A 22,781-nucleotide genomic window follows, 5' to 3' on the forward strand; every position below is an offset into this window, starting at 1 on the left:
TATACAAATACATTCGCGGCCCTGATGAAAAACGCAGGCAATGGTAAGCTTGCAAGATTGAAACTTGAAAGTTGCTTATGCTTCTCACCACAAAAAAGCTCCTGCTCCCCGCCCTGCTCGCAGTCTCGCTGGGTATTTCCCAGCCTGCACACAGTCTTGCAGCCAACCTGAAGATAGGCCTTGCCGCTGACGTCAATTCCATGGACCCACACTATTTCAATAGCGGGCCGAACAATGCCATGGCCTCGCATTTGTTCGAGGCACTGGTCAGTATTGATTCAGATGGCCGCGTTGCACCTGGCCTGGCGCTGTCATGGAAGGCGATTAACCCGACCACCTGGGAATTCAAATTGCGGCCTGGCGTGAAGTTCCATGATGGCAGCGAGATGACGGCAGAAGATGTGGTGTTTTCCCTGGACAGGCCAGCACAGATAAAAAACAGCCCTGGCCCCTACACCAGCTTTACCAAACAAATTATTGGCAAACAGATCGTTGATGCCCATACCCTGCGCCTGAAAACAGCGACGGCATACGGCCCGCTGCCGCTGGACATGAGTTCTGTATTCATCGTTTCAAAAAAAGCAGCATTGCAGGCAAGCACCGATGACTTCAACAGCGGCAAGGCAGCAATTGGCACCGGCCCTTATAAATTTGCCAGCTTCAAACGCGGTGACGCAGTGGAGCTGACAAAAAACGATGCTTACTGGGGTGAAAAGTCAGCCTGGGACAAAGTCACCTTCCGCATCATCACTGCCGGTGCGCCTCGTATGGCTGCGCTCTTGTCTGGTGATGTCGATGCGATAGAGAGTATCCCTCCAGCAGATTTGAGCAAGCTCAAAAGTAATGCCAAATTCAAGCTGGAACAAAAAATTTCCTGGCGCACGCTGTTCTGGCAACTGGATCACCAGGCCAGGGTTTCACCCTACATCACCGACAAGGCTGGCAAACCGCTGGCGACCAATCCCCTGAAAGACATACGCGTGCGCAAGGCGATTGCCAAGGCCATCAACCGTACGGCATTGACAGAACGTATCCTGGAAGGCCTGGCAGTGCCGGCATCCAACCTCGTCGCCCCTGGCGTGTTTGGCTATAACGATAGTCTGAAGGTAGAGGCCTACGACCCGGAAGGCGCTAAAAAACTGCTGGCTGAAGCTGGCTATCCAAATGGTTTTGCGATTACCCTGCACGGCCCCAATAATCGCTATATCAATGATGAACAGATAGTGCAGACCGTCGCACAATTCCTCAGCAAGATAGGCATACAGGCCAAGGTAGAAACGCAACCGCTGGCAGTGTATTTCCCCAAAGCGTCCAAGGGTGACTACAGCATGGCCTTGCTGGGATGGGGTTCACTGGCGGGTGACTTCGCGTTACGTACCACTCTGGGTACTGTTAATGCCGACAATGGCTGGGGTAGCTGGAACTGGGGAAAATACAGCAACCGCGCACTGGATGAGGCGATACAATCTTCGCTCGCATCTGTCGAAGCAGACAAGCGCGAAGCATTTGCCAAAACAGCCATGGCGGCCGCCTTGCAGGATTATGCAGCCATCCCCCTCCATCACCAGTACGCCAGCTGGGCCATGCGCAAGGGTCTGCATTACAAGGCAAGGACGGATGAATTTACCTTTGCTCACCAGTTCAAACCAGACTGAGTTGCATTGAAAAGCCCATAAAAAAATCCCGCGATATCAAGTCGCGGGATTTTTGTTTTGTGCAAAGACTGCTATCAGGAATCAGGATTTATGTATCAGGATTTATGTATCAAGACTTATTAAGCACACCCTGGCAAACTGCTTTTTGCGGGTCATTCGCGGGCAGTTTGCCGCATATGCCATCGAGCTGACTACGGGCTTTCTGGTATGCGACCTGGTGCTTGCCTTCCTTATTCCAGTCTATGAGTTTTTTACCCATTTTTTCCAGATACGCACGGTTGCGTTCATAGAAGGCATTATCTACTTTTGCGGCTTCGCCAAAAACACTTTGCACGGCTTTTTCTATACGCGCATCATCATTTGGCGCCAGTTCTACCAGACTGCTGACATAGTTGGAACCCCATTGCAAACGGGTAGCCGGGCCCTTGGCGGCGTTATAGGCTTGCTCATACCAGTTTGCTGCAGCGACTTTGTCACCACGCTTCTTGGCATTCGAACCCAGGGTGGACATGAAATAGTAAGGGGAATGTGAACGCTTGAGTTCAGCCTTGAGCAAGCTGTCAGAATCATCGAGCAAACCAGCATCTCCCAGCGCATGGGCAGCAGCATTGACGACAGACTGGCGTTCATAGGCATCGGTAGTTGCCTGCTCTATCGCAGCTACACGCTTTTGCACATCCTTTTGCAAAGCCGCTTCTGGCTTGGCATTATTCAGACTGGCCAGAGCGACCTGAGCACCGACCGCGCCCAACCTGTCGGTCTTGGAAATCGTGGCATCATCAGCCAGCTTGACCACTGCCGCATTCCAGGCACGTATCAGCTTGTTGCGTGGCTCTGATTTGGCGACAGTCAGGAACTCGGTGATCTCCCCGGCAGCATTGCTCAACAAATCCATATTGTCGCGCGCTGTTTTGGGATCATTGATGGCTTTCAAGACTTTATCTGTTGCCTGGGCCTTGTCTATGCTTGGTAATGCCTGGCCTGGCTTGGCTGTCGCTGCTGCATAAATGCCGCGCAGGTACAAACGCGTGGCATGCAAACCAGCCGGGCTCAGTTCAGACAACTTGAGCAAAGTCGCCACCAGTTCTTTGCCTGGCACCAGTTTTTGCTCGGGATCATCCCATGAATAATCGGCCAGCAGACTCCAATCCTCATCCTTGAGATTTTTATTGCCCGCCAGTGCCAGTTTCATTGTGTCCTGCACAGACAACGTGGTATTCAGGGCCTGGGTCAGCACTTGCAAATAACGTTCAGAATCAACTTCACCGGGCAAACGGGTGATCTCTGTGCCGTCAGGTTTGAAAAGTATCATGGTCGGATAACCACGTACTTTGAACTGCGATGCAAATTTTTGTGCACCTGGGGTATCGCCATCCAGATATACCGGGATGAAATGACGTGATTTATCGATGAATTCCTGACGATTGAAAATTGTCGCCTTTACCTGGTTACAAGGCGGGCACCAGATTGCTCCCCAATACAAGAACAAGGGCTTGTTGCTGGCCTTGGCCTGGGCAAAAGCCGCATCTACATTATTGTCCTTGCGCCAGTCTATACCACCCTGCGCGGCATTGGCTGCATGTGCAGAGGCGCTGGCCGCCTTGCTATCCGCCGCCTGGGCGGGCAATGCAGTCATGGCAGTCAGTGAAATTGAGGTGCTTGCAGTCAACAGGGCTGCCATCAGGGGAGTAGTCATTTTCATCGGTTTTGACCTGGATAAATATATCAAGAGACTCAGTGTAGCAAATTTAATGTCTTTGCAGTACAGCGGACGCAAGCTGTTATCAGACTAATTTTGAGTATGCATATTTGTTTTTCTCCGGCAAGAAATACCTGGCCCGTTTTGCAATTTCGCGTAGGCCATGTCACTTATTCCATGCCACTTATTCCTTACGAGTCTAAGCAAGTAAAAATATCATCGTTCACAAGTCTGGCATTTTTGCGCAAGATGGACAATCCGCAAACCGAGAGCAAAAAATGAGCAAAATCGCACATGTAAAACAGTTAATCAAAACCCGCCAACGCCAGCGCCGCACCACTTTCGCCGCCGCATTGCTGATTGCCAGTGTCAGCCTGCTTGCCTTTTACAGCACGGCACAAGCTGCCACCGGCATACTGAATGCATCCTATGACGTGACCAGGGAATTATTCAAGGACATCAATCCCGCCTTTGTCGCGGACTGGAAAAAGAAAACCGGCGAAAGCATCAGTGTTAACCAATCCCACGGTGGTTCCAGCAAACAGGCACGCTCGGTGATTGATGGACTGGAAGCCTCGGTCGTGACCATGAACCAGGCCAATGATATCGACATCCTCGCAGACAAGGGCTTGCTGCCACAAGACTGGGCCAAGCAATTCCCGAATAATGCAGCACCGTTTTATTCAACCATGGTCTTCCTGACGCGCAAGGGCAACCCCAAGCACATCGCCAGTTGGGATGACCTTGGCAAACCGGGCTTGAAAGTCATCATCCCCAACCCAAAAACCTCAGGTAATGGCCGTTACAGCTACCTGGCAGCCTGGGGCTCAGTCATCAAGACCGGCGGCACAGAAGCTCAGGCACGCCAACTGGTAGAAAATCTGTTCAAGAATGTACCGGTGCTTGATGGTGGCGGACGCGGTGCCACCACCACCTTCACCCAGCGTGAAATTGGTGATGTGCTGGTGACCTTTGAAAATGAAGTGCAACTCGTACGTCAGGAATTTGGCGACAACTTTGAAGTCGTTTATCCAAAAATCTCTATCCTGGCAGAATCCCCAGTCGCGGTGGTAGATAAGGTAGCCGACAAACTGGGCACCCGCAAAATCGCCACAGCCTATTTGCAATTTCTCTATACCGAAGCTGGCCAGGACCTGATCGCCAAACACTACCTGCGCCCACGCTCAGAAATCGCAGCAAAGAAATATGCAGCCTCTTTCAAGCCTGTGAATTTGTTTACTGTCGATGATGTATTTGGCGGCTGGAAGCAGGCGCAGAAAAAACACTTTGATGATGGCGGTGAGTTTGACAAGATTTACATCAAGAAGTAAGTCAATAATAAAGCCATAGCAAACAACACGACAGAAATCAGCACAAACAAAACATCAAACAACGCATATTGTTTATGCACCCAGCATGGGTAGATGCTTTCTGTCGTGATAAGTGAGCGCCAAAAGTATGCAATGCTTTACCTCATCAACAGGAATCTCATCATCCTGATGAAAGATGATGGCTCTGTTAGCTTCGAACTTTAGTTTGTCGCTGTATAGCTCTTTGAAAGTATCAAGCAGCCTGGTCTGACAATGAACATACATGGCGTATTGTTCTGGCGCCGAACTTTTCCAATCTATTCTGACTGTGCTGCCAGTCTTCGTTAGATAACTCGGTTCACCCCACTTCAGGGTTTCTTCCAATGTGTCAGATATTTTATGTTCCGATGCGACATCCAGGACCAACTGCCGCAGGAGCATCAGCTTTTGTCGTATGTGCGGCGAATAGTTGTTGAATACTTTTGCGACCTGGGGATTTTTTATTTTACCCATTTCCGCCCTCATCCTCGCTGACACACCATGTTGAATGCTTATTATCGAAATAATATAGTCAAAATACGTAGTTGAAATAAACTGAAGAGAAAAGCATGCCGCAAAAACAAAAAAAGCCTTGATTTCTCAAGGCTTTTTTCACTCTCTTAACGAGAACTTACTGGCGTCCCCAAGGGGATTCGAACCCCTGTACTCACCGTGAAAGGGTGATGTCCTAGGCCTCTAGACGATGGGGACAGATTCTGTCCGTGTTGCTGACCTAAATCGTAAATTACTTGCTGTCCACAATAAATAATGAAGTTTATTGGCGTCCCCAAGGGGATTCGAACCCCTGTACTCACCGTGAAAGGGTGATGTCCTAGGCCTCTAGACGATGGGGACAACAAGTAATGTTCTGCTCTGCCACTTTATTTGGTGGAGGTAAGCGGGATCGAACCGCTGACCTCTTGCATGCCATGCAAGCGCTCTCCCAGCTGAGCTATACCCCCGACGCTGCAGAACAGAAACAAGATTATAGGGGATACATCGTCAGATGTAAAGCCCCCAGACTTTCTAGCCTGCAATTACGCTCAGGCGCTGCGTAACGACTTCACGGCCAAACAGCTCGATGACGGCATCGATGGATGGTGTTTGCAATTGACCTGTCAGCAGCAAGCGCAAAGGCATGGCCAGTTGTGGCATCTTCAGCGAGAAGTCAGCCAGGGTTTGTTTCATGGCGGCAGACAGGGCTGCCTTGTTCCATTCCACGGTTTTGCACAGTTCGGCGTATTGGCGCAAGGCTGGCAATACCGCATCTGTCACATGCTGTGTCAACAATGCCGGGTCTGCTACTGGCTGACGATAGAACAGCATGGCAGCCTGCCCCAGCTCTACTGTGGTATTGGTGCGCTCTTTCAACAGTGCGATTACGGCTTCCAGTGCGGGTGCATTATCAAACTGCGCGCCATCATCCAGCATTTGCTGTTTGATCAAACCAGCCAGGCGCGTGTTGTCTGCGGCCTTGATGTAGTGGTTATTGATCCAGGCCAGTTTTTCAGGATTGAACTGGGCAGCAGAAGCAGACAAATGGCTTAAATCAAACCAGCTGCACATTTGCTCCATAGAGAATATCTCATCGTCACCGTGGCTCCAACCCAGGCGCGCCAGATAGTTGAGCATGGTTTCCGGCAGATAGCCTTGCAGCGGATAGTCCATCACACTAGCAGCACCATCGCGCTTGGACAGTTTTTGGCCATCAGGGCCCAAGATCATAGGCAAATGACCATAGTGCGGCAGGGTCGCGCCAAGTGCGTTCAGGATATTGATCTGGCGCGGTGTGTTATTGACATGGTCATCGCCACGGATAACGTGGGTGATTTGCATATCCCAGTCATCGACTGCGACGCAGAAGTTGTAGGTAGGCGTGCCATCAGGGCGGGCAATCACCAGGTCATCCAGTTCACGGTTGCCGATAGTGATTTGCCCCTTGACGACATCCAGCCAGCTGACTTCACCATCCAGCGGGTTTTTAAAACGTATGACCGGCTTGCGGTCCGCCGGAATCGCTGGCAAAGTCTTGCCAGCTTCAGGACGCCATGTACCGTCATAACGCGGCTTTTCACCTGCTGCACGCTGGCGGTCACGCATAGCTTCAACTTCATCCGGCGAGGAAAAGCAGTGATATGCCGTGCCTTTTGCCAGCATGTCGGCCAGCACTTCGCTATAGCGCTCCATGCGTTTCATTTGATAGTAAGGGCCTTCGTCATGATGCAAGCCAAGCCAGTTCATGCCGTCAAGAATGGCTTGCACAGCTTCTGGCGTTGAGCGCTCAAGATCGGTATCTTCTATGCGCAGCACGAAAGTGCCACCAAAATGACGGGCAAATGCCCAGCTGAACAAGGCAGTGCGGGCACCACCAACGTGGAGATAGCCGGTAGGGCTGGGAGCGAAACGGGTACGTACAGTCATGAGATCACTAGCCTGCGCCCTGCTGTCGATATAGCTGACATACTAGAACGCGATAATGGTTAAAACCAGCATTTTACCGTTTTAACATCCCGGACGGATAGTTTCATGATCTCAGGCAGCCCGCCAAGCTCCTGCTCCATGCCTGCATGATAGTATGGCGGCGCCAACAGACCATCCGATAAACGATCAGACATGCAAGCCCAGCCTACCCTGCCCCTGCCCTTACCAGTACGCGACGGTATCGCGCCCAGCTATATCTGGATACCCGAAGGCCATTGGGACAATGTCTTCAGTTTTTTGCAAAATCACTTCCCGGATGTGAGTGCAAGTACCTGGCAAGCACGCCTGGATAAACATGAGGTCGTTGATCAACACGGCAAAGTCCTGCTTGCAAATAGCGCTGTCAAACGCGGCATGTGTATTTACTACTACCGTGAAATCGAGAATGAAACACCTATCCCGTTTCATGAAGAAATCCTGTTCCAGGATGAGCATTTGCTGGTGGTCGATAAACCGCACTTCCTGCCAGTGATTCCATCAGGTCGGTTTTTGCGAGAAACCCTGCTGGTCAGGCTGAAGAAAAATACTGGCTTGATGGACCTGACCCCCATACACAGGCTGGACAGGGAAACCGCAGGCGTCATGCTGTTTTCACATAATCCAGCCACCCGCGGACAATATCAATCCCTGTTCCAGCGCAAAAGCATGACAAAGACCTATCACGCCATTGCGAAGGATTTGCCAGAACTGGTTTTCCCGCTACGGCATTACAGCCGTATAGAAGAAGCCGACAAGTTCTTTGTCATGCGCGAAGTGGCAGGCATGGCAAATTCAGAAACCCTGCTTGATATCAAGGAAAGACGTGGCGAATATAGCCTCTATCAATTGCAGCCTGTGACCGGTAGAAAACATCAATTGCGGCTGCACATGAGCAGTCTCGGCGCACCCATTTTGAATGATGCATTTTATCCGGTGGCCCTGCCCTGCAAGGCGGACGATTTTTCTGCTCCTTTGCAGTTACTGGCAAAATCCATCTGTTTTGATGATCCAATTACTGGACAGCAACGCTATTTTGAAAGCAAAAAATCATTATAAATACTTGTTGTATAGGGGATGTAAAGTCAAACGGCTTGACAAGCAAGTCTCAAAACAGTACTATTGCGGTCTTCGGAGTGTAGCGCAGCCCGGTAGCGCACCTGCTTTGGGAGCAGGGGGTCCAAGGTTCGAATCCTTGTACTCCGACCAGATTTTAGGGATCGTCACAGACGGTCCCTTTTATTTCAGTAGATACAGATCTTGTTTTTTCAAGCTGGTTCGACTGAAATAATAAATGTCAGTAAATATCAGACTAGACAGACCAGTTTTTCGGAGTGTAGCGCAGCCCGGTAGCGCACCTGCTTTGGGAGCAGGGGGTCCAAGGTTCGAATCCTTGTACTCCGACCAGTTAAAAAGGATCGTTGATTATTCAACGATCTTTTTTTCTTTTCTGCCTTACATTTTCCGGCTTCACATATAAATGATTTATTTCAAGCGAGCCAGTATCCGCACATCATCTCCCACCTGGCTGATTTCGTGAAATTGCAAAACACTCGCCTGATCTACATGTGTCAATTCAGGTAAATTAAATAAACCAGCGCCACTACCCAGCAGCTTGGGTGCCAGATACAACAATAATTCATTGACGCAGCCTTGCGCAATCAATGCACCATTTAGGGTCGCGCCTGCTTCCACATGCAATTCATTGATTTGTCTGCGCCCCAGCTCTTGCATCAGGGCGGGCAAATTCACTTGCTGATTGGTACCCGGCAAGCAAATTACTTCAGCTCCCGCCTGTTCCAGTTGACCCTGTTTTTCAGTATCAGGTGCAGCACAGACGACCAAGGTACCGCCTTGCAACACTTTGGCTTGTGGCGAGATGCGCAGATGTGAATCCACTATAATTTTTTGCGGCTGACGTGGCGTGTCTATGCCGCGGACATTCAGCATGGGGTCGTCTGCCAGCACCGTGCCTATGCCAGTCAAAATCGCATCTGCACGCGCCCGCCATTGATGGCCATCCTGCCTTGCTGCCGGCCCGGTAATCCATTGGCTTTGACCATTGCTCAGAGCTGTAATGCCATCGAGACTGCCAGCAACTTTCATCCTGACCCAGGGCTTGCCGGTTTCCATGCGCTGGAAAAAACCTATGTTCAATTCACGTGCCTGCAAAGCGAGATCAGGAAAAGTAACACATTCAACTTCGACACCAGCTTCACGCAAGATACTTAAACCGCGCCCGGCTACTTGTGGATTGGCATCCTGCATGGCAGCGACCACACGCGCAATACCGGCATCACGCAAACCGTTTGCGCAAGGTGGTGTGCGACCAAAATGGCTGCACGGTTCCAGCGTGACATAGGCTGTAGCGCCACGCACGTCATGGCCTTTAGCAGCGGCATCGCGCAAGGCTTGCACTTCTGCATGAGCCTGCCCGACTGGCTGCGTCCAGCCCTGTCCCAGCACTTGGCCATCACGCACGATCACGCAACCCACTTTGGGATTCGGTGAAGTTTCTATGGTCGCACGTCTGGCCAGCTCCAGCGCTTGCTGCATGTAAGCATAATCAGCCTGCTTATCCTTACTATCCATACTCGCCTGCACCTCAGGTATGTTGTATGGTGATGGTCGGAAACTTGCTGGTCATGTCCTTGGCTTTTTCAGCAACCTTGATAGCGACTTTGCGGGCGATGTCTTTATACAGGCCAGCAATTTGTCCATCAGGTTCGGCAACTACGGTAGGTGTGCCGGAATCAGCTTGCTGACGTATGCTCATCGTCAAAGGCAGGCCACCGAGGAAATCGACGCCAAAGTCGGCACACATCTTTTGCCCGCCACCCTCACCAAATATATGCTCGGCATGGCCGCAGTTGGAGCAGATATGGATACTCATGTTCTCAACGATGCCCAGAATAGGAATGCCGACTTTTTCAAACATTTTGAGACCCTTGCGCGCATCCAGCAAGGCAATGTCTTGTGGCGTCGTCACGATGACCGCACCAGTGACCGGCACTTTTTGCGACAGCGTCAACTGCACATCACCCGTACCTGGTGGCATATCCACGATGAGGTAATCCAGATCACGCCAGTTGGTTTGCCCCAGCAATTGCTGCATGGCCTGGGTCACGAGGGGGCCACGCCAGACCATGGGTTCATCCGGGTCTATCATGAAACCGATGGAAGAGACTTGCAGGCCATGGTTTTCCAGTGGCTCCATGGTTTTGCCATCGACCGTTTCAGGACGGCCAGAGATACCCATGATCATGGGTTGGGAAGGGCCATAAATGTCGGCATCAAGAATACCGACAGCCGCGCCCTCAGCAGCCAGGGCCAGAGCCAGATTGGCAGCGGTAGTCGATTTGCCGACCCCACCCTTGCCTGAGGCCACAGCAATAATATTCTTCACATTAGGCATGAGCTTGATGCCAGGCTGCACGGCATGGGCGATGATTTTTGAGGTCACATTGACCGCGACCTTGCCCACGCCAGGCAAGACAGCAATGGCAGCCACAACGGCAGCGCGTATCAGTTCAAACTGACTTTTGGCCGGGTAGCCCAGTTCCACATCCAGGCTGACATCTGGGCCTTCTATCTTGATATTTTTTACTGATTTAGTCGCGATCAGGTCTTTATTTGTGTTTGGGTCTGTCACTTTTGCCAATACGGCTTTAATGTCTTCTACTGTAATACTCATGCAATTCTCCATAGATATCCTGCAAGTCTAGCGCAATTTGCGTGCCGAGGCTGCATATACCCTTGATGAATCCTTGCTTAATCCTTGCTTAATCCTTGATGACAGGCCTGTTGTAAGTGGGCCTCTTGAGGAAACGCAAACTCCCTTGCCAAATAAAGTTCAAGCATAATAGCCCTGCGCTCATTTGTTTTTACAAGAAAATCAGGAGAAATTGATGCAAATACTAGTAAAACTGCTGCCCCGTAAATTCTGCCTGTCATTGACTGCTTTAGGATTATTCAGTTATTCCCTGGCTGCCCAGGCTGGCTTGCTGGTGGGACATCTGACCGACAAGAATGGGCAAGCCATGGGTAATGCCGTCCTGTTTGCAACGCCGCTGGATACGCCCTCACCTGCCAAAAAGCCCGGCGACACCAGCATCGTGGCGCAAGAGAATTATGCTTTCAGCCCTTTCCTGACTGTCATACGCAGCGGCACTCAAGTGCGTTTTCCCAATAAGGATAATCACGAGCATCACCTGAAATCATTTTCTCCTGCCAAGACTTTTGAATTGCGTGTGAATAGCAAAAAAGAAGAGCCAGCTCCCATCGTATTTGATAAAGCGGGAGAAGTTGCCCTGGTTTGCCACTTCCATGACTGGATGCGCGGCTTTATCTATGTGGTTGATACGCCATATTTTTCCAAGACCGATGCGTCAGGCAGTGTCGCCCTTAATAACCTGCCAGCGGGCAAGTATGAAGTCAAAGCCTGGGCGCCGAATATGTTTGGCGAACCACTGGCGCAAACCGTGCAAGTGGCGAACGATGGCCCGACCAATGTCAAATTCCAGTTCAGTTTCGTGCCCAAGGCACCGCCAGCACCCCGCAACTTGAGCAAGACGGCGACATTTGGTTATGATTGATTTGATGTGATTCGGAGAGTGCCCGGCAAAGCACCGGGCACTCGCAAACAGTTTAATAAGCTTAGCTTGTTTGCATTTGTTGCTGGAAAGTCAGTACAATAAATTCTGCAGGATGTACCAGCGCGACCTTTACTGTGACGTTCATCACGCCATCCAGTATATCTTGCGAGCTCATGGTGCTACCCAGCCCTATACTGACGCTAAATGCATCAGCTGCCTTGCTACCAACCAGTGCACCGTCCTTCCATTGCGTATTCAAAAAATTGCTAATCGTAGAAGTAGCCGCTACCCAAGTCAGGTTAGTGTTGGGCTGAAACACATAAGACAGCAATGCAGTTTTTATTGATTGCTCCAGCATAATCATGGTGCGCCTTACACTGATATAACGCCAGTCATCACTATTCCCGGCCAGAGTGCGTGCACCCCAAACCAGCAGCCCGTAGTTGGGAAACGTGCGTATGGCATTCACCGCCATGCCATTCAAGGGCATATTTAAATTTTCCTGCTCCTGATCACTGATAGTCACTGCCGGAGAAATGGCATTGATGATTGTTGTATTGGCGGGCGACTGAAAAACGCCAAAAGTATGATCGGTACGTGCATATACGCCCGCCATCGCGGTTGCTGGCGGCAACAGGTTAACGCTGGTAGCGATATTACTCATGCAGGATCGATACAGGGGTGACACCGCCATCAGGCTTTGATGACGCTGGCGCACTGCCACTGCATCGCCTGCCTGAGTCAATGCGTTGACGATATTGAGATAAGACTGCAACTTGGGCGAAAGCGCATCTGAAGTAGAGGGTGGAAATAAAGCGGGGGCTTCTGTCGTCAAATCTGCTACCACCAAGGGCAAGCTGGCGGCAGAAATCCAGCTGTAATCTACATCACTGAGGCTAACGATATTCGTATTCAGCCATGGATAATAACTGACACCATATTTATTGAACTCTTCACCCAGCCCGGCAATCTTGTAGAAGCCACCGCTGCCGTTGCCACCTGTAATGGGGTCTTGTGCAGTGCCATCCGCAGGCAAATAGCCATTGTGCACATCCAGTACACATATGATGTGCTGCGACTGTTCACAGCTTTGCAATGTCAGTTGCGACACGCTAACCCAGTCATCGAAGCTAAGATGCACAGCATCTGGCATGACCAGCAAATCGGCTTCTGTGCAAGCAGCAGCAACAGGCAATGCATGCGTATAGACGTCTTTGCCAAAAGCTCCGGCAGAAATCACATCATCATACGTACCAAGTGAAAGTACATAGCAAATCCCGCCACCATTATTGAAAAACAATTCCAGGCCATAGTACAAGCCAAAAGCCGGAGCAGCCTTATTGGCCTGATATGGCGGTGTTGCCTGGCTATTGCTGACATAGTCGTACTCTATCTGTGGAGCAGCACCAAAGATATCAATGTATTCCACCATAGACGAAATGCGTACAGGCAGAGTTGCGCTGGCTGCTTTTGCTGTCTTTGCGCTATTTTTTGCCGTATAGCCAAGAAATACCGGAATACCGGTGGGCACTGCCACCACAGCACTGGAAAATCCATCCACTTCAGTAACATAAACGCCCGGCCTTGCAAGTTGCTCTGTCATGCTTGAGTACTCCCTGGTAGATTGCCTGATAATTCTGGCTTTAGAATGAAGAGCCGGGTCCAGCTAAAAATGTCAGTTCATCCGCAGTTGATGTACGTCCCAATATCGCATTCCTGTGCGGGAAACGGCCAAAACGGCCAATGATCGCGCGGTGCTTTATCGCAAATTTATAAAAACCATCAAAAGTCTCGCGCTGTGCTTCTGGCACCTCGCGGCGCAATGCATCATACAAGGCAACTGACTTGTCCTGATCTGCCAGCGACTCTGAGTGCTCGAGTGGCAGGTAAAAGAATACTCTTTGTATGGGGCGCAACTGACGGTCTGCCTGCAATTGCAGGCCTGCCTCACAGTAAAGCCTGGCCTGCTCATCATAGGCAAAAGATTCAGGCAGGTTCCTGTACATATTCCTGGGGAACTGATCACAAAGAATAATCAATGCCAGCCTGCCCTCGACCGTATTTTCCCAGCCCGACAATTCACCCTGTATGGCTTGTTCGGTCAGGTTGGCAAAGCCATCCCTGATTGCAGCATCGAGGTCATCACTCTTGGACCACCATAGCTTGGCCTGGGATTGCGCAGTCTTTGCATCGTCGGCATCCAGGCCAAACCAGAAATTTAATACTGCATGTACATCATCCATCTATGCCCCCTAAGATTTAAGCTTCATTGTGAGCAATTTTATCTTTTCATTAAGGAAATTAATAATTCTTTTATTTCTGTCTTGACTGAAATAAGGGAATTAACTACACTGTGCTTATGGAACTTACACCCGTCAAACAAAAATTTATCCTGCACTGGGGCGAAATGGGCACCTTATGGGGTGTTAACCGTACCGTGAGCCAGATTCATGCTCTGCTGTATATCGTCGGTTGCCCCATGCAGGCAGAAGAAATTGCAGACACACTGGGTGTGGCAAGATCGAATGTGTCCAATTCACTGAAAGAGCTACAAAACTGGAAGCTGGTAAAACTGGCGCATGTCATGGGTGACCGCAGGGCGCATTATGAAACTTCGCTGGATGTCTGGGAATTGTTTCGCACAGTAGTACGCGAGCGTAAGGAAAGGGAGTTCAACCCCACTATCGCCACCTTGCAACAATGTCTGGATAGCCCGGATCTGGATCAGGAAGACAAGGCCACACAGTTGCGCATAGCAGAAACCCTGGCGTTGATGAAGACCGTCACCACCTGGACTGATGAAATGCTGAGACTGGAACCAAATACCCTGATGAAGCTGTTGAAGATGGGTGCGGCAGTACAAAAATTTGTGCGTGGGGATGACAAGCAATAAGCGTGTTGCAACAGTATTCATCTGATACGCACAAGAAAAAATGCTCAGGCATTTTTTTTGAAGATACATTTCTGTTTAGACAGAAATATCAGAAATAAAAGTTAAAGTTGAGAAAGATTAAAATGAGCGACTATCCACTGACCCTTCTGTACGACGCATCCTGCCCTGTCTGCAAGCTGGAGATGGACAACTTGCGTGAGCGCGATCAATTGAATAAATTGAATTTCATTGATGCTTCAGCACCTGGTTTTGATGTCGCAAAATATGGCGTGAGTTTGACAGAAGTGATGCGCGTCATTCATGGCATCAAACCCGATGGTACAGTCGTGACTGGTGTAGAAGTCATACACCTCGCCTACCGTGCTGCGGGCCTTGGTTGGCTGACAGCATTCAGTAATTGGCCCATACTCAAACCCATCTGTAACTGGGGCTATGAGCATTTCGCCAAAAACCGTCACTGGGTTTCTGAAGTATTTGCAGATTCCATTTTGCGCATTGCCGCCAGACGTGCTGAAAAACGTAGCCGCGCTTGCAAAGAAGGTCGCTGCGACATCAAATAAAATTTACGCAAAACCGGCACAGTTGCAGTGCAGCGCCTTGACCGGACAATTTTGCGTAAGCCCTTACAAAAACAAGATCATGAGAATTCTTATTTGCGGCGCCCAAGGTTTTTTAGGCCGCCATATCAGTCAGATTTTGCAAGATGCCGGGCATGAAGTCTGTCACGGTGTACGCAAACCCAAACTGCCTGAACGCCTGACTGATCCTGAAGAAATAGCGATCAATTATGCGCAGGATACCGAGCCAGCCATCTGGGAAAAACATCTGCGCAGCCTTGGGCAAATCGATGTCATCATTAATGCCGTCGGCATACTCAATGAAACGACAGAGTTAAGTTTCGATGCCATTCATCGCGATGCACCTGCTGCCTTGTTTTATGCAGCCGCCAGATGTGGCGTCAAAGCAGTCATACAAATATCTGCTCTCGGTGGCACGAACGAGGCTGAACATTCTGAAACCATGACGGGCTATATGCGCAGCAAGCGCGCTGCTGACAAGGTACTCATGGATATCGGTCCTGGCGGCCTCAACTACCTGATCCTGCGCCCTTCTTTGGTGGTTGGCACTGACGGTGGCAGTAGCCAGTTATTCCGCGGCATGGCCAGCTTACCTGTGCTTGGTTTGCCGGGGCGTGGTGAGCAACAAGTACAACCCGTTCATGTAAATGACTTGTGCGCGGCAATCGCGCTCTGGCTTGTTGATGAAAACCGTCATAGCATGGTCTTGAATGCCGTTGGCCCGCAAGCGCTGTCTTACCGGCGCATGCTGGAAATTTATCGAACAGCCATGGGCATGCCTGCGCAATGCATGTTTTCTATTCCCATGCCTGTGATGCGCTTCGCCGCCCGCGCGGCCACACTGCTGCCGCAAAATCTGCTGACACCAGATAGTTTACGCATGCTCGAGCAAGACAATATTGCTGATGCTACGAGCTTTGCAACACACCTGGGCAGGCCAGCAAGATCGCATAAAGACTGGTTCACTGGCATCCCCGCCCATATGCTCGCCAGCAGCGCGATTGCGGGCTGGAGCCTGCCATTGTTTCGCTATGTGCTGGCACTGGTCTGGTTTGTTACTGCCGCTGTATCATTTGGTCTTTACCCGATCTCTGGCAGCCTGGCTTTATTGCAACCTCTCGGCCTTAGCGGTGCGCCTGCGATGTTCATGCTGATGGCCGCATCGACGCTGGATCTGTGCCTGGGTATGGCTACCCTGCTCTGGCCAAGGCGCATTTTATGGCTGATGCAGATTGCCCTGATTGTTGGCTATAGCGGCATCATTGCGATTTACTCGCCTGAATATTATTTACATCCATTTGGCCCGGTCCTGAAAAACCTGCCTATCCTGGCTTTACTCGTTTATTTATTTGCTCATCAAACAGTCACACGAAAAGACACAAAATGAACACCTATCTCTTGCTTAAAACCCTGCACGTCCTGTCTTCTGTCTTACTGGTTGGTACCGGCTTTGGCTCGGCGTTTTATATGTTCTTTACCAACCGCAGCAGGCAATTCAAGGCGCAAGTCGTGGTCGCGCGGCTGGTGGTACTGGCTGATTGGTGCTTTACCACACCTGCTGTGATTATTCAGCCCCTGACCGGTTTTGCCATGGTGCACATGGCAGGCTGGCCCTTGAGCACACCCTGGATCATGTGGTCCTTTGTCTTGTACCTGTTTGCCGGTGCCTGCTGGTTGCCTGTGGTATGGCTGCAAATACGCATGAAAGCCATGCTCGAAGTTGCCGATGCCAACAATACGACTGTGCTGCCAGAGATGTACTGGCGCTATGCAAAGATATGGGAATGGCTGGGCTATCCAGCATTCATCGCCATGATAGGCGTGTACTTTTTGATGGTGAACAAGCCCAGTTTTTAATAACTTGAGACATCCAAATATAGCCAGCCTGCTGACGGCAACAGACTGGCTACCCTCACTATTTAATGCAGAGCCTCATAGAATTCTGCCTCAATAATCGACAGCGCTCCTTTGGCGACGACTTTGGCACCGGTATCCGTATTCTTTTGATTGGCGACCTCTTGCATGGCAAATGCCTTGTCGCTGTCTGTTGCCATACCTGTCAGCTCCACTTTGACGATACTGCCATGCACAGCCTTTAAAGGCAGGCTGACATAACCCAGACTCTTGGGTGTCAAACCCTCGTAGACCAGCTTGCCATCAACACTGATACGTATGGGGTAGCTACGCTCACGCCAGCCAGTGAATTTAAAAACAGCTTCGGTCAGGGTGGCTGGACGCACCAGTTCATAGGCTATCCATGCTTCACCTGGCACACTGCTGCTGTGCCAGGCGGTGGTTTCATCGTCATCAAAGGACTTGGCGGCAGTGTCGGCATTGCTACCCGCTGTGACCTTGGCAATATCCATCGCCAGGCGGGATGCTTTGAATGAAGCGGTAGCTGAAGTCGGACCTCTTCCCAGGTAGGACGGCAATTGCGCGCTAGCCAGTTGTGTACCCAGACCGGCATCTACTTTGACCGGTTTTGTAGTCATTTCCAGACTCGCAGGTCGCAAGCCTGCGGTGATAGCAGTCAGGCGTATTTTCCCGGCCTGGGTAGTGCTGCGTAACAACACGCGATTGACACCTCCCTCCACCGGCAAACTGGAAGACAAGATGAAATTATTTTCACCTTGCGCAATACCGCCGCGCCATTCTGCCGGGCCATCCAGTTTAAAATTAACAAGGTTCAGTGCCACAGGATTGCGCTGGCCGTTTGCGTCTATGACTTCCACCTCAACCAACGCCAGGTCAGCGCCATCGGCACGCCAGCCAGTTGGCGCAGCTTTGACACTCAGGCGCAAAGCCACCGGTTCACCCGCTGTTTTCAATACGGCTTCACAAAGCTTGTTGCCATCTGCGGCATAACCAACGGCGCGCAACTCACCAGCCTGCCAGCTTATGTCCCTGAAGCTGAACAGGAAGCGTGAACTTTGCTCACCCCTGCCTAGTGATTTGCCGTTCAAGTACAATTCCACTGCATCCGCACTGGACACCACTGTTATCGCCTTGGTGGTCGCTGGCGTATAATTCCAGTGGCCTATGATATGTATGCGTGGCTGTTCTACATCCACCCAGCTATCCCAGATAACCTGATGCGCATAAAAGCCGTCTTTGGGTATGCGCATGGCATCAACTTCGCCACTACGGCGATAATTTTCAGCACCGCGATGATGGGTATTGGTATCAGAGAAAACGATATTCACGCCACCGCTACTGACCCGTTTGCCGGTGCCCGGTCGTTCGCGCCAATAGTCGTACCAGCGCTGTACATTTTCTATGGCGTGGGAATCCTGATTGCGGTTGTAGATGCTGGCATCTTGCCCCTTGTGCAGAGGGCCATCACCATCCTTGTGATACGGCGCAGTATAGTTATCCCAGTATTTTCGCAGACCTTCATCACGCGAATACTCCATGGCCCAGAAAGGCAGCCTGGCACTCTTGTTGATGTAGAGCATTTCACCGCCATATTCTGCTACCTGGCTGTTCAGCATTTCCCGGCTGCCAGCAGCGCGCCCGCCATAAGGGTCATATTGATCACGTATGGCCTTCATCTCGCGCATATGGGCTTCACTGACACCTTTGTTGCCGGATTCATAGAACAGGATGCTGGGATTATTGCGGTTATAAATCACAGCATCCCGCATCAAAGTCACTCTCTGTTCCCAGCGACGGCCATCAACATCTGCTTCAGAGTCACCTGCTGGCATGGCTTGTATCAGCCCTACCCTATCGGCAGATTCCACATCCTGCTTCCAGGGCGTCACATGCATCCAGCGTACCAGGTTGCCATTGCTTGCTACCATCAACTGATTGCTGTAGTCACTCAACCAGGGCGGCACTGACATGCCAACTGCTGGCCATTCATTCGAGGTACGTTGTGCATAGCCATGCATTTGCAGTACACGGTCATTCAATTTGATCATGCCATTGGCAAATTCAGTTTTGCGAAAGCCGGTGCGGGTATGCACGATATCCACAGCACGGCCATTCACTTTCAGTGTTGTGCCGACATCATAAAGATAACCATAACCCCAGCTCCAGTAATTCAGTTTGCTGACACGTGCATTGGCTTTCACTATTACTGTCTGACCAGCCGCGATGGTTTGTGCCTGACTGGAAAATGTGGCGACCTTCTTGCCATCGAGATCGGTGATGGCAACTTCATAGACCACGCTGCTGGCGGCAGCTGTTTCATTTCTGACCTGGGATTCGGCAGTAATCGTGGCGGCCTTGCTGGCCACATCAAAATCCTGCGCATAGATGTAAGTGCCGGTAGTACCCAGATTGGAATATAAGGGCAAGGTCTGATACAGGCGGCCACTCAGATGCAGGCGGATATTCTTGGGGATGCCACCATAATTCGCATTGAAATTATTGTTCGACCATTGATAGCGCTGGTTAGTCGCTTTTTCACGGTAATCCCAGGCATTGTCAGTGCGCACTGCAATGGTGTTTTCACCCGCAGTCACAGCCTCACTGATATCGACGCCAAAAGCCATGACGCCGTTTTCATGCAAGGCGACGGATTTGCCATTCACAAACACTTCTGCCGCCTGGCGCACACCTTCAAACTCCAGAAAAACCTTGCCCGCCACAGCCCCCGCAGGCAAACGGAAACGCTTGCGATACCAGGCAATGCCAGTCGAAAGATCAGCGATATCCTTTTTAAATGCTTCATCTTCGTTCCATGCATGTGGCAAAGTGATGGCCTTCCAACTGGCATCATCAAAGGCGGAATTTGCTGCGCCCGGTGCATCGCCGACATATAGTTTCCAGCCGGGGTTGAAGTCATAGGTGCTGCGCGCCGGGATAGTTGGGCTGGTTTGTGCTGCTTGCAGCATATCCGTATGCAATCCCGCATACAAACCTATAAGCAGGAATAAGAAACCAGTGAAAAAAAGCCGTAGCGCCCGCAGCAATCGTGATGTTCGCATGGAATGGATACCCATAAATAGTTGAAGTTCGCGCAATTCAGCGCAGGACATGGATCAGGAAAATGTCTTATCTCAGCATGCAAGGTCTTTTGCGGTCAAACTTCCAGCCAGGTATCAGATATTGCATGGCCACTGCATCGTCACGCGTGCCCAGGCCCATGCTGCGATACAGGCGATGCGCACGCTCCACTTCGGCCATGTCCAGCTCTACACCCAGGCCTGGCGTTTGCGGCACCTGCACCATGCCATCAATAATTTGCAAAGGCTGCTTGCCCAGGCGCTGGCCATCTTGCCATATCCAGTGAGTATCAATTGGCGTGATGTCGCCAGGTGCTGCAGCGGCCACTTGCGTAAACATCGCGAGCGAAATATCGAAATGATTATTGGAATGCGAACCCCAGGTCAGCCTCCATTGCTGGCATAACTGCGCGACCCTGACCGCCCCGCGCATAGTCCAGAAATGTGGGTCAGCCAAGGGAATATCCACCGCCTGCAGGCGTACTGCATGATCTAGTTCGCGCCAGTCAGTGGCGATCATATTAGTGGCAGTTGACAAACCCGTAGCCCGTTTGAATTCAGCCATGACTTCGCGTCCAGAGAAACTTCCTTCTTCACCGCAAGGGTCTTCTGCATAGGCCAGTACATCTGCCTTGTCGCGGCACAGGCGTATGGCATCTTTGAGTAACCAGCCACCATTGGGGTCAATCGTGATGCGCGCCTGTGGAAATCTTTCAGCCAGCGCAGTAACGGCTTCCATTTCATCTTCACCGCGCAAGACGCCGCCCTTGAGTTTAAAATCGTTAAAGCCATAGCGTTTATAGGCAGCGTCGGCAAGCTTCACAATCGCTTGGGGTGTCATGGCTGCTTCATGGCGCAAGCGCAGCCAGTCATCGTCGGCATCGCGGTTGCTGATGTAGGGAAGTTCAGTGAGTCTGCGGTCACCGACAAAAAACAGATAGCCCAGCATTTTCACAGCAGCACGCTGTTGCCCTTCCCCCAGCAGCGCAGCGACTGGCACTTCCAGGAACTTGCCCAGCAAATCCAGCAAGGCAGATTCCAGTGCTGTGACAGCATGCACGGCAATGCGCAAATCAAAAGTCTGCTTGCCGCGCCCGCCACTATCCCGGTGTGCAAAAGCATCCCGCACCCGGTTCAATATGCCTTGATAATCGCCTATACCCCTACCCATCAGCAAATCACGGGCATCAAGTATGGTCTGCCGTATGGCTTCGCCACCTGGCACCTCACCAACACCGGTATTACCCAGACTATCGCTGAGTATTACGATATTGCGGGTAAAAAATGGACCGTGTGCACCACTGAGATTAAGCAACATGCTGTCATGACCGGCAACCGGGATGACTTGTAAATTGACGAGTACTGGCGTACTTGATGGATTGGACATGGTTCTTTTCATCAGAAAAATGACAACTTAAGCTTGGCGTATTGATGAAAATGGTAGCGCTATCAAAACAAGAGGTCAAGACCAGGCGCCATCAACAGGATGGGATGAAAAACGGGATTTTGTACGCATTCCTCCTATGAAAATGACTCAGTCAGCAATTGATTCGCACATCAATCACGCACATGATTATTTTTACAAGCATGGAAGAATTTTCAGTAAATTGCTTTTTCATCTGAGATTTAGACGAAAAATGGTAGCGCAACAAGCACCATCATTCAGCTAAAGGGAAGCGCAAATGGAAGAGTAAATTCATACATGCCGCCAGCAAGCATGAGCAAGTCCAGGAGGATGGGAAGATGGGAAGATGGGAAGATGGGAAGATGGGAAGAGGCAGAGGCAGGCGGAATCATTACCCAGACCCGCCTTCGATCAGCAAAACTTACGGAACAATAAACTAAATCCCTTTGACCTGACGTGCTGTCTGCACCAGCTCGTGCACATCATTCGTCATGACCGCCAGAAAACCCAGCAAGATCAGGTAATAAGCCGCATAGGTAAAACGTACCTCACCAGACATATTGTAGTAAGCCTTGTTCTCTTCCGCCTGAGGATCATATTTCCAGGCGCGCCACAATTGTGGCCAGGCCAGTAACCCGATAATGATCAGCATGGGGCTGGGGCGATAATAAAACAAAGCCAGCAACACCGGCACACCGACAAACCAGATGCGCGGAGTCAGCACGGCAGTGATGCGACCACCGTCAAAAGGCGACAGCGGTATCATATTGAACAGATTCAAAAAGAAGCCTGAATACGCTACCGCCATCAATAAATCGCTATCGTAATTACGGGCAAGGAAGTAACAGAGGATAGAACCAACAGTGCCAGCTAATGGCCCACCCAGGCCAATGTAAGCCTCGGTCTCGGCATCATGCGGCATGTCTTTTAATTCTATCCAGGCCCCCAAAAAAGGGATGAAGGTAGGCAGGCCTACATTCAGACCACGCTGGCGGGCAGCGATGTAATGGCCCATTTCATGCACAAACATGAGCAAGACAAACCCCACGGCATACCACCAGCCAAATATCCAGGCATAGACAGCGACAGAAATAATCATGGTGCCGCCCGACGCCAGCAATTTGCTAAATTTGACGCCGGAAAACAGCAGGAACAGCAGCTTCATCATTTTTATTACATCCTATTTATTTTTGCCTGG

The 22,781-nt window shown here is 50.7% G+C and carries 18 protein-coding genes and 5 tRNA genes; 10 read left to right on the plus strand and 13 right to left on the minus strand.

Going from position 1 to position 22,781, the window contains the following annotated elements; all coding sequences use genetic code 11:
* The first annotated feature begins 77 nt into the window (after nucleotides 1–77).
* The gene (locus ACO0LL_RS08595) at nucleotides 78–1,655 is read left to right on the plus strand and encodes an ABC transporter substrate-binding protein (RefSeq protein WP_422950445.1); all 1,578 of its coding nucleotides are present in this window, start codon (nucleotides 78–80) and stop codon (nucleotides 1,653–1,655) included.
* A gap of 109 nt (nucleotides 1,656–1,764) precedes the next feature.
* Here the strand turns inward: ACO0LL_RS08595 and ACO0LL_RS08600 are convergent, their stop codons facing one another.
* Nucleotides 1,765–3,357 (minus strand): thioredoxin family protein, encoded by a 1,593-nt coding sequence (locus ACO0LL_RS08600; protein ID WP_422950446.1) that lies wholly within the window; start codon nucleotides 3,355–3,357, stop codon nucleotides 1,765–1,767.
* A 275-nt stretch (nucleotides 3,358–3,632) separates the two neighbouring features.
* On the opposite strand from ACO0LL_RS08600, the gene ACO0LL_RS08605 reads away from it, so the two are divergent.
* Entirely contained in the window at nucleotides 3,633–4,685 is a 1,053-nt protein-coding gene (locus ACO0LL_RS08605) for a sulfate ABC transporter substrate-binding protein (RefSeq protein WP_422950447.1), read from the plus strand.
* A gap of 72 nt (nucleotides 4,686–4,757) precedes the next feature.
* On the opposite strand, the gene ACO0LL_RS08610 is transcribed toward ACO0LL_RS08605, so the two are convergent.
* The 5 genes from ACO0LL_RS08610 to gltX all read right to left on the minus strand — a co-directional run bounded on the left by ACO0LL_RS08610 (nucleotide 4,758) and on the right by gltX (nucleotide 7,124).
* Nucleotides 4,758–5,177: a DUF1801 domain-containing protein gene (locus ACO0LL_RS08610; protein WP_422950448.1), complete on the minus strand. Its 420-nt coding sequence runs from the start codon at nucleotides 5,175–5,177 to the stop codon at nucleotides 4,758–4,760.
* A 161-nt stretch (nucleotides 5,178–5,338) separates the two neighbouring features.
* Nucleotides 5,339–5,414, minus strand: a tRNA-Glu gene (locus ACO0LL_RS08615).
* A gap of 68 nt (nucleotides 5,415–5,482) precedes the next feature.
* A tRNA-Glu gene (locus tag ACO0LL_RS08620) sits at nucleotides 5,483–5,558 on the minus strand.
* A gap of 31 nt (nucleotides 5,559–5,589) precedes the next feature.
* Nucleotides 5,590–5,665 (minus strand) — tRNA-Ala (locus ACO0LL_RS08625).
* Between the two features lie 64 nt (nucleotides 5,666–5,729).
* The gene (gene gltX / locus ACO0LL_RS08630; protein ID WP_422950449.1) at nucleotides 5,730–7,124 is read right to left on the minus strand and encodes a glutamate--tRNA ligase; all 1,395 of its coding nucleotides are present in this window, start codon (nucleotides 7,122–7,124) and stop codon (nucleotides 5,730–5,732) included.
* Between the two features lie 192 nt (nucleotides 7,125–7,316).
* Here gltX and ACO0LL_RS08635 point away from each other — a divergent pair, with 192 nt between their 5' ends.
* From ACO0LL_RS08635 to ACO0LL_RS08645, 3 genes are all read left to right on the plus strand, one after another.
* Nucleotides 7,317–8,219, plus strand: a complete 903-nt coding sequence (locus ACO0LL_RS08635) for a pseudouridine synthase (RefSeq protein ID WP_422950450.1) — start codon at nucleotides 7,317–7,319, stop codon at nucleotides 8,217–8,219.
* Nucleotides 8,220–8,292: 73 nt separating this feature from the next.
* Nucleotides 8,293–8,369: transfer RNA gene (locus tag ACO0LL_RS08640), tRNA-Pro, on the plus strand.
* A 121-nt stretch (nucleotides 8,370–8,490) separates the two neighbouring features.
* Nucleotides 8,491–8,567 (plus strand) — tRNA-Pro (locus ACO0LL_RS08645).
* A gap of 78 nt (nucleotides 8,568–8,645) precedes the next feature.
* Here the strand turns inward: ACO0LL_RS08645 and ribD are convergent.
* Complete coding sequence (gene ribD / locus ACO0LL_RS08650) at nucleotides 8,646–9,752, minus strand: bifunctional diaminohydroxyphosphoribosylaminopyrimidine deaminase/5-amino-6-(5-phosphoribosylamino)uracil reductase RibD (RefSeq protein ID WP_422950451.1); 1,107 nt, start codon at nucleotides 9,750–9,752, stop codon at nucleotides 8,646–8,648.
* A 13-nt stretch (nucleotides 9,753–9,765) separates the two neighbouring features.
* Nucleotides 9,766–10,854, minus strand: coding sequence for an iron-sulfur cluster carrier protein ApbC (apbC, locus tag ACO0LL_RS08655; protein ID WP_422950452.1), 1,089 nt, complete (start codon nucleotides 10,852–10,854; stop codon nucleotides 9,766–9,768).
* 214 nt (nucleotides 10,855–11,068) lie between these two features.
* On the opposite strand from apbC, the gene ACO0LL_RS08660 reads away from it, so the two are divergent.
* Nucleotides 11,069–11,755 (plus strand): carboxypeptidase regulatory-like domain-containing protein, encoded by a 687-nt coding sequence (locus ACO0LL_RS08660; RefSeq protein ID WP_422950453.1) that lies wholly within the window; start codon nucleotides 11,069–11,071, stop codon nucleotides 11,753–11,755.
* A 61-nt stretch (nucleotides 11,756–11,816) separates the two neighbouring features.
* On the opposite strand, the gene ACO0LL_RS08665 is transcribed toward ACO0LL_RS08660, so the two are convergent.
* Both ACO0LL_RS08665 and ACO0LL_RS08670 read right to left on the minus strand, forming a co-directional pair.
* Nucleotides 11,817–13,358, minus strand: a complete 1,542-nt coding sequence (locus ACO0LL_RS08665) for a phage tail sheath family protein (protein ID WP_422950454.1) — start codon at nucleotides 13,356–13,358, stop codon at nucleotides 11,817–11,819.
* Nucleotides 13,359–13,398: 40 nt separating this feature from the next.
* Nucleotides 13,399–13,998, minus strand: a complete 600-nt coding sequence (locus tag ACO0LL_RS08670; RefSeq protein WP_422950455.1) for a DUF924 family protein — start codon at nucleotides 13,996–13,998, stop codon at nucleotides 13,399–13,401.
* A gap of 116 nt (nucleotides 13,999–14,114) precedes the next feature.
* Here ACO0LL_RS08670 and ACO0LL_RS08675 point away from each other — a divergent pair, with 116 nt between their 5' ends.
* From ACO0LL_RS08675 to ACO0LL_RS08690, 4 genes are all read left to right on the plus strand, one after another.
* Nucleotides 14,115–14,648: a GbsR/MarR family transcriptional regulator gene (locus tag ACO0LL_RS08675; RefSeq protein WP_422950456.1), complete on the plus strand. Its 534-nt coding sequence runs from the start codon at nucleotides 14,115–14,117 to the stop codon at nucleotides 14,646–14,648.
* A gap of 122 nt (nucleotides 14,649–14,770) precedes the next feature.
* The gene (locus ACO0LL_RS08680) at nucleotides 14,771–15,208 is read left to right on the plus strand and encodes a thiol-disulfide oxidoreductase DCC family protein (RefSeq protein ID WP_162041878.1); all 438 of its coding nucleotides are present in this window, start codon (nucleotides 14,771–14,773) and stop codon (nucleotides 15,206–15,208) included.
* A gap of 79 nt (nucleotides 15,209–15,287) precedes the next feature.
* Nucleotides 15,288–16,613 (plus strand): SDR family oxidoreductase, encoded by a 1,326-nt coding sequence (locus ACO0LL_RS08685; RefSeq protein ID WP_422950457.1) that lies wholly within the window; start codon nucleotides 15,288–15,290, stop codon nucleotides 16,611–16,613.
* Nucleotides 16,610–17,083, plus strand: coding sequence for a DUF2269 family protein (locus ACO0LL_RS08690; protein WP_422950458.1), 474 nt, complete (start codon nucleotides 16,610–16,612; stop codon nucleotides 17,081–17,083). Before ACO0LL_RS08685 ends, ACO0LL_RS08690 begins: the two co-directional genes overlap by 4 nt.
* A 62-nt stretch (nucleotides 17,084–17,145) precedes the next feature.
* Here the strand turns inward: ACO0LL_RS08690 and ACO0LL_RS08695 are convergent, their stop codons facing one another.
* The 3 genes from ACO0LL_RS08695 to ACO0LL_RS08705 all read right to left on the minus strand — a co-directional run bounded on the left by ACO0LL_RS08695 (nucleotide 17,146) and on the right by ACO0LL_RS08705 (nucleotide 22,751).
* Nucleotides 17,146–20,067 (minus strand): sugar-binding domain-containing protein, encoded by a 2,922-nt coding sequence (locus tag ACO0LL_RS08695; RefSeq protein ID WP_422950459.1) that lies wholly within the window; start codon nucleotides 20,065–20,067, stop codon nucleotides 17,146–17,148.
* A 160-nt stretch (nucleotides 20,068–20,227) separates the two neighbouring features.
* Entirely contained in the window at nucleotides 20,228–21,565 is a 1,338-nt protein-coding gene (gene gudD, locus ACO0LL_RS08700) for a glucarate dehydratase (protein WP_422950460.1), read from the minus strand.
* Between the two features lie 454 nt (nucleotides 21,566–22,019).
* A complete protein-coding gene (locus ACO0LL_RS08705; protein ID WP_422950461.1) occupies nucleotides 22,020–22,751 on the minus strand; it encodes a site-2 protease family protein in 732 nt (243 codons plus the stop codon).
* Nucleotides 22,752–22,781 lie beyond the last annotated feature (30 nt).

The organism is Undibacterium sp. TC4M20W (assembly GCF_049340245.1).
GTDB lineage: Bacteria > Pseudomonadota > Gammaproteobacteria > Burkholderiales > Burkholderiaceae_D > Undibacterium.

Excerpts from the sequence above, each read along its gene's own strand:
- ACO0LL_RS08595 (WP_422950445.1), top strand. The coding sequence starts at position 78 with ATGCTTCTCACCACAAAAAAGCTCCTGCTCCCCGCCCTGCTCGCAGTC.
- ACO0LL_RS08600 (WP_422950446.1), bottom strand. The coding sequence starts at position 3,357 with ATGAAAATGACTACTCCCCTGATGGCAGCCCTGTTGACTGCAAGCACC.
- ACO0LL_RS08605 (WP_422950447.1), top strand. The coding sequence starts at position 3,633 with ATGAGCAAAATCGCACATGTAAAACAGTTAATCAAAACCCGCCAACGC.
- ACO0LL_RS08610 (WP_422950448.1), bottom strand. The coding sequence starts at position 5,177 with ATGGGTAAAATAAAAAATCCCCAGGTCGCAAAAGTATTCAACAACTAT.
- gltX (WP_422950449.1), bottom strand. The coding sequence starts at position 7,124 with ATGACTGTACGTACCCGTTTCGCTCCCAGCCCTACCGGCTATCTCCAC.
- ACO0LL_RS08635 (WP_422950450.1), top strand. The coding sequence starts at position 7,317 with ATGCAAGCCCAGCCTACCCTGCCCCTGCCCTTACCAGTACGCGACGGT.
- ribD (WP_422950451.1), bottom strand. The coding sequence starts at position 9,752 with ATGGATAGTAAGGATAAGCAGGCTGATTATGCTTACATGCAGCAAGCG.
- apbC (WP_422950452.1), bottom strand. The coding sequence starts at position 10,854 with ATGAGTATTACAGTAGAAGACATTAAAGCCGTATTGGCAAAAGTGACA.
- ACO0LL_RS08660 (WP_422950453.1), top strand. The coding sequence starts at position 11,069 with ATGCAAATACTAGTAAAACTGCTGCCCCGTAAATTCTGCCTGTCATTG.
- ACO0LL_RS08665 (WP_422950454.1), bottom strand. The coding sequence starts at position 13,358 with ATGACAGAGCAACTTGCAAGGCCGGGCGTTTATGTTACTGAAGTGGAT.
- ACO0LL_RS08670 (WP_422950455.1), bottom strand. The coding sequence starts at position 13,998 with ATGGATGATGTACATGCAGTATTAAATTTCTGGTTTGGCCTGGATGCC.
- ACO0LL_RS08675 (WP_422950456.1), top strand. The coding sequence starts at position 14,115 with ATGGAACTTACACCCGTCAAACAAAAATTTATCCTGCACTGGGGCGAA.
- ACO0LL_RS08680 (WP_162041878.1), top strand. The coding sequence starts at position 14,771 with ATGAGCGACTATCCACTGACCCTTCTGTACGACGCATCCTGCCCTGTC.
- ACO0LL_RS08685 (WP_422950457.1), top strand. The coding sequence starts at position 15,288 with ATGAGAATTCTTATTTGCGGCGCCCAAGGTTTTTTAGGCCGCCATATC.
- ACO0LL_RS08690 (WP_422950458.1), top strand. The coding sequence starts at position 16,610 with ATGAACACCTATCTCTTGCTTAAAACCCTGCACGTCCTGTCTTCTGTC.
- ACO0LL_RS08695 (WP_422950459.1), bottom strand. The coding sequence starts at position 20,067 with ATGCTGCAAGCAGCACAAACCAGCCCAACTATCCCGGCGCGCAGCACC.
- gudD (WP_422950460.1), bottom strand. The coding sequence starts at position 21,565 with ATGTCCAATCCATCAAGTACGCCAGTACTCGTCAATTTACAAGTCATC.
- ACO0LL_RS08705 (WP_422950461.1), bottom strand. The coding sequence starts at position 22,751 with ATGATGAAGCTGCTGTTCCTGCTGTTTTCCGGCGTCAAATTTAGCAAA.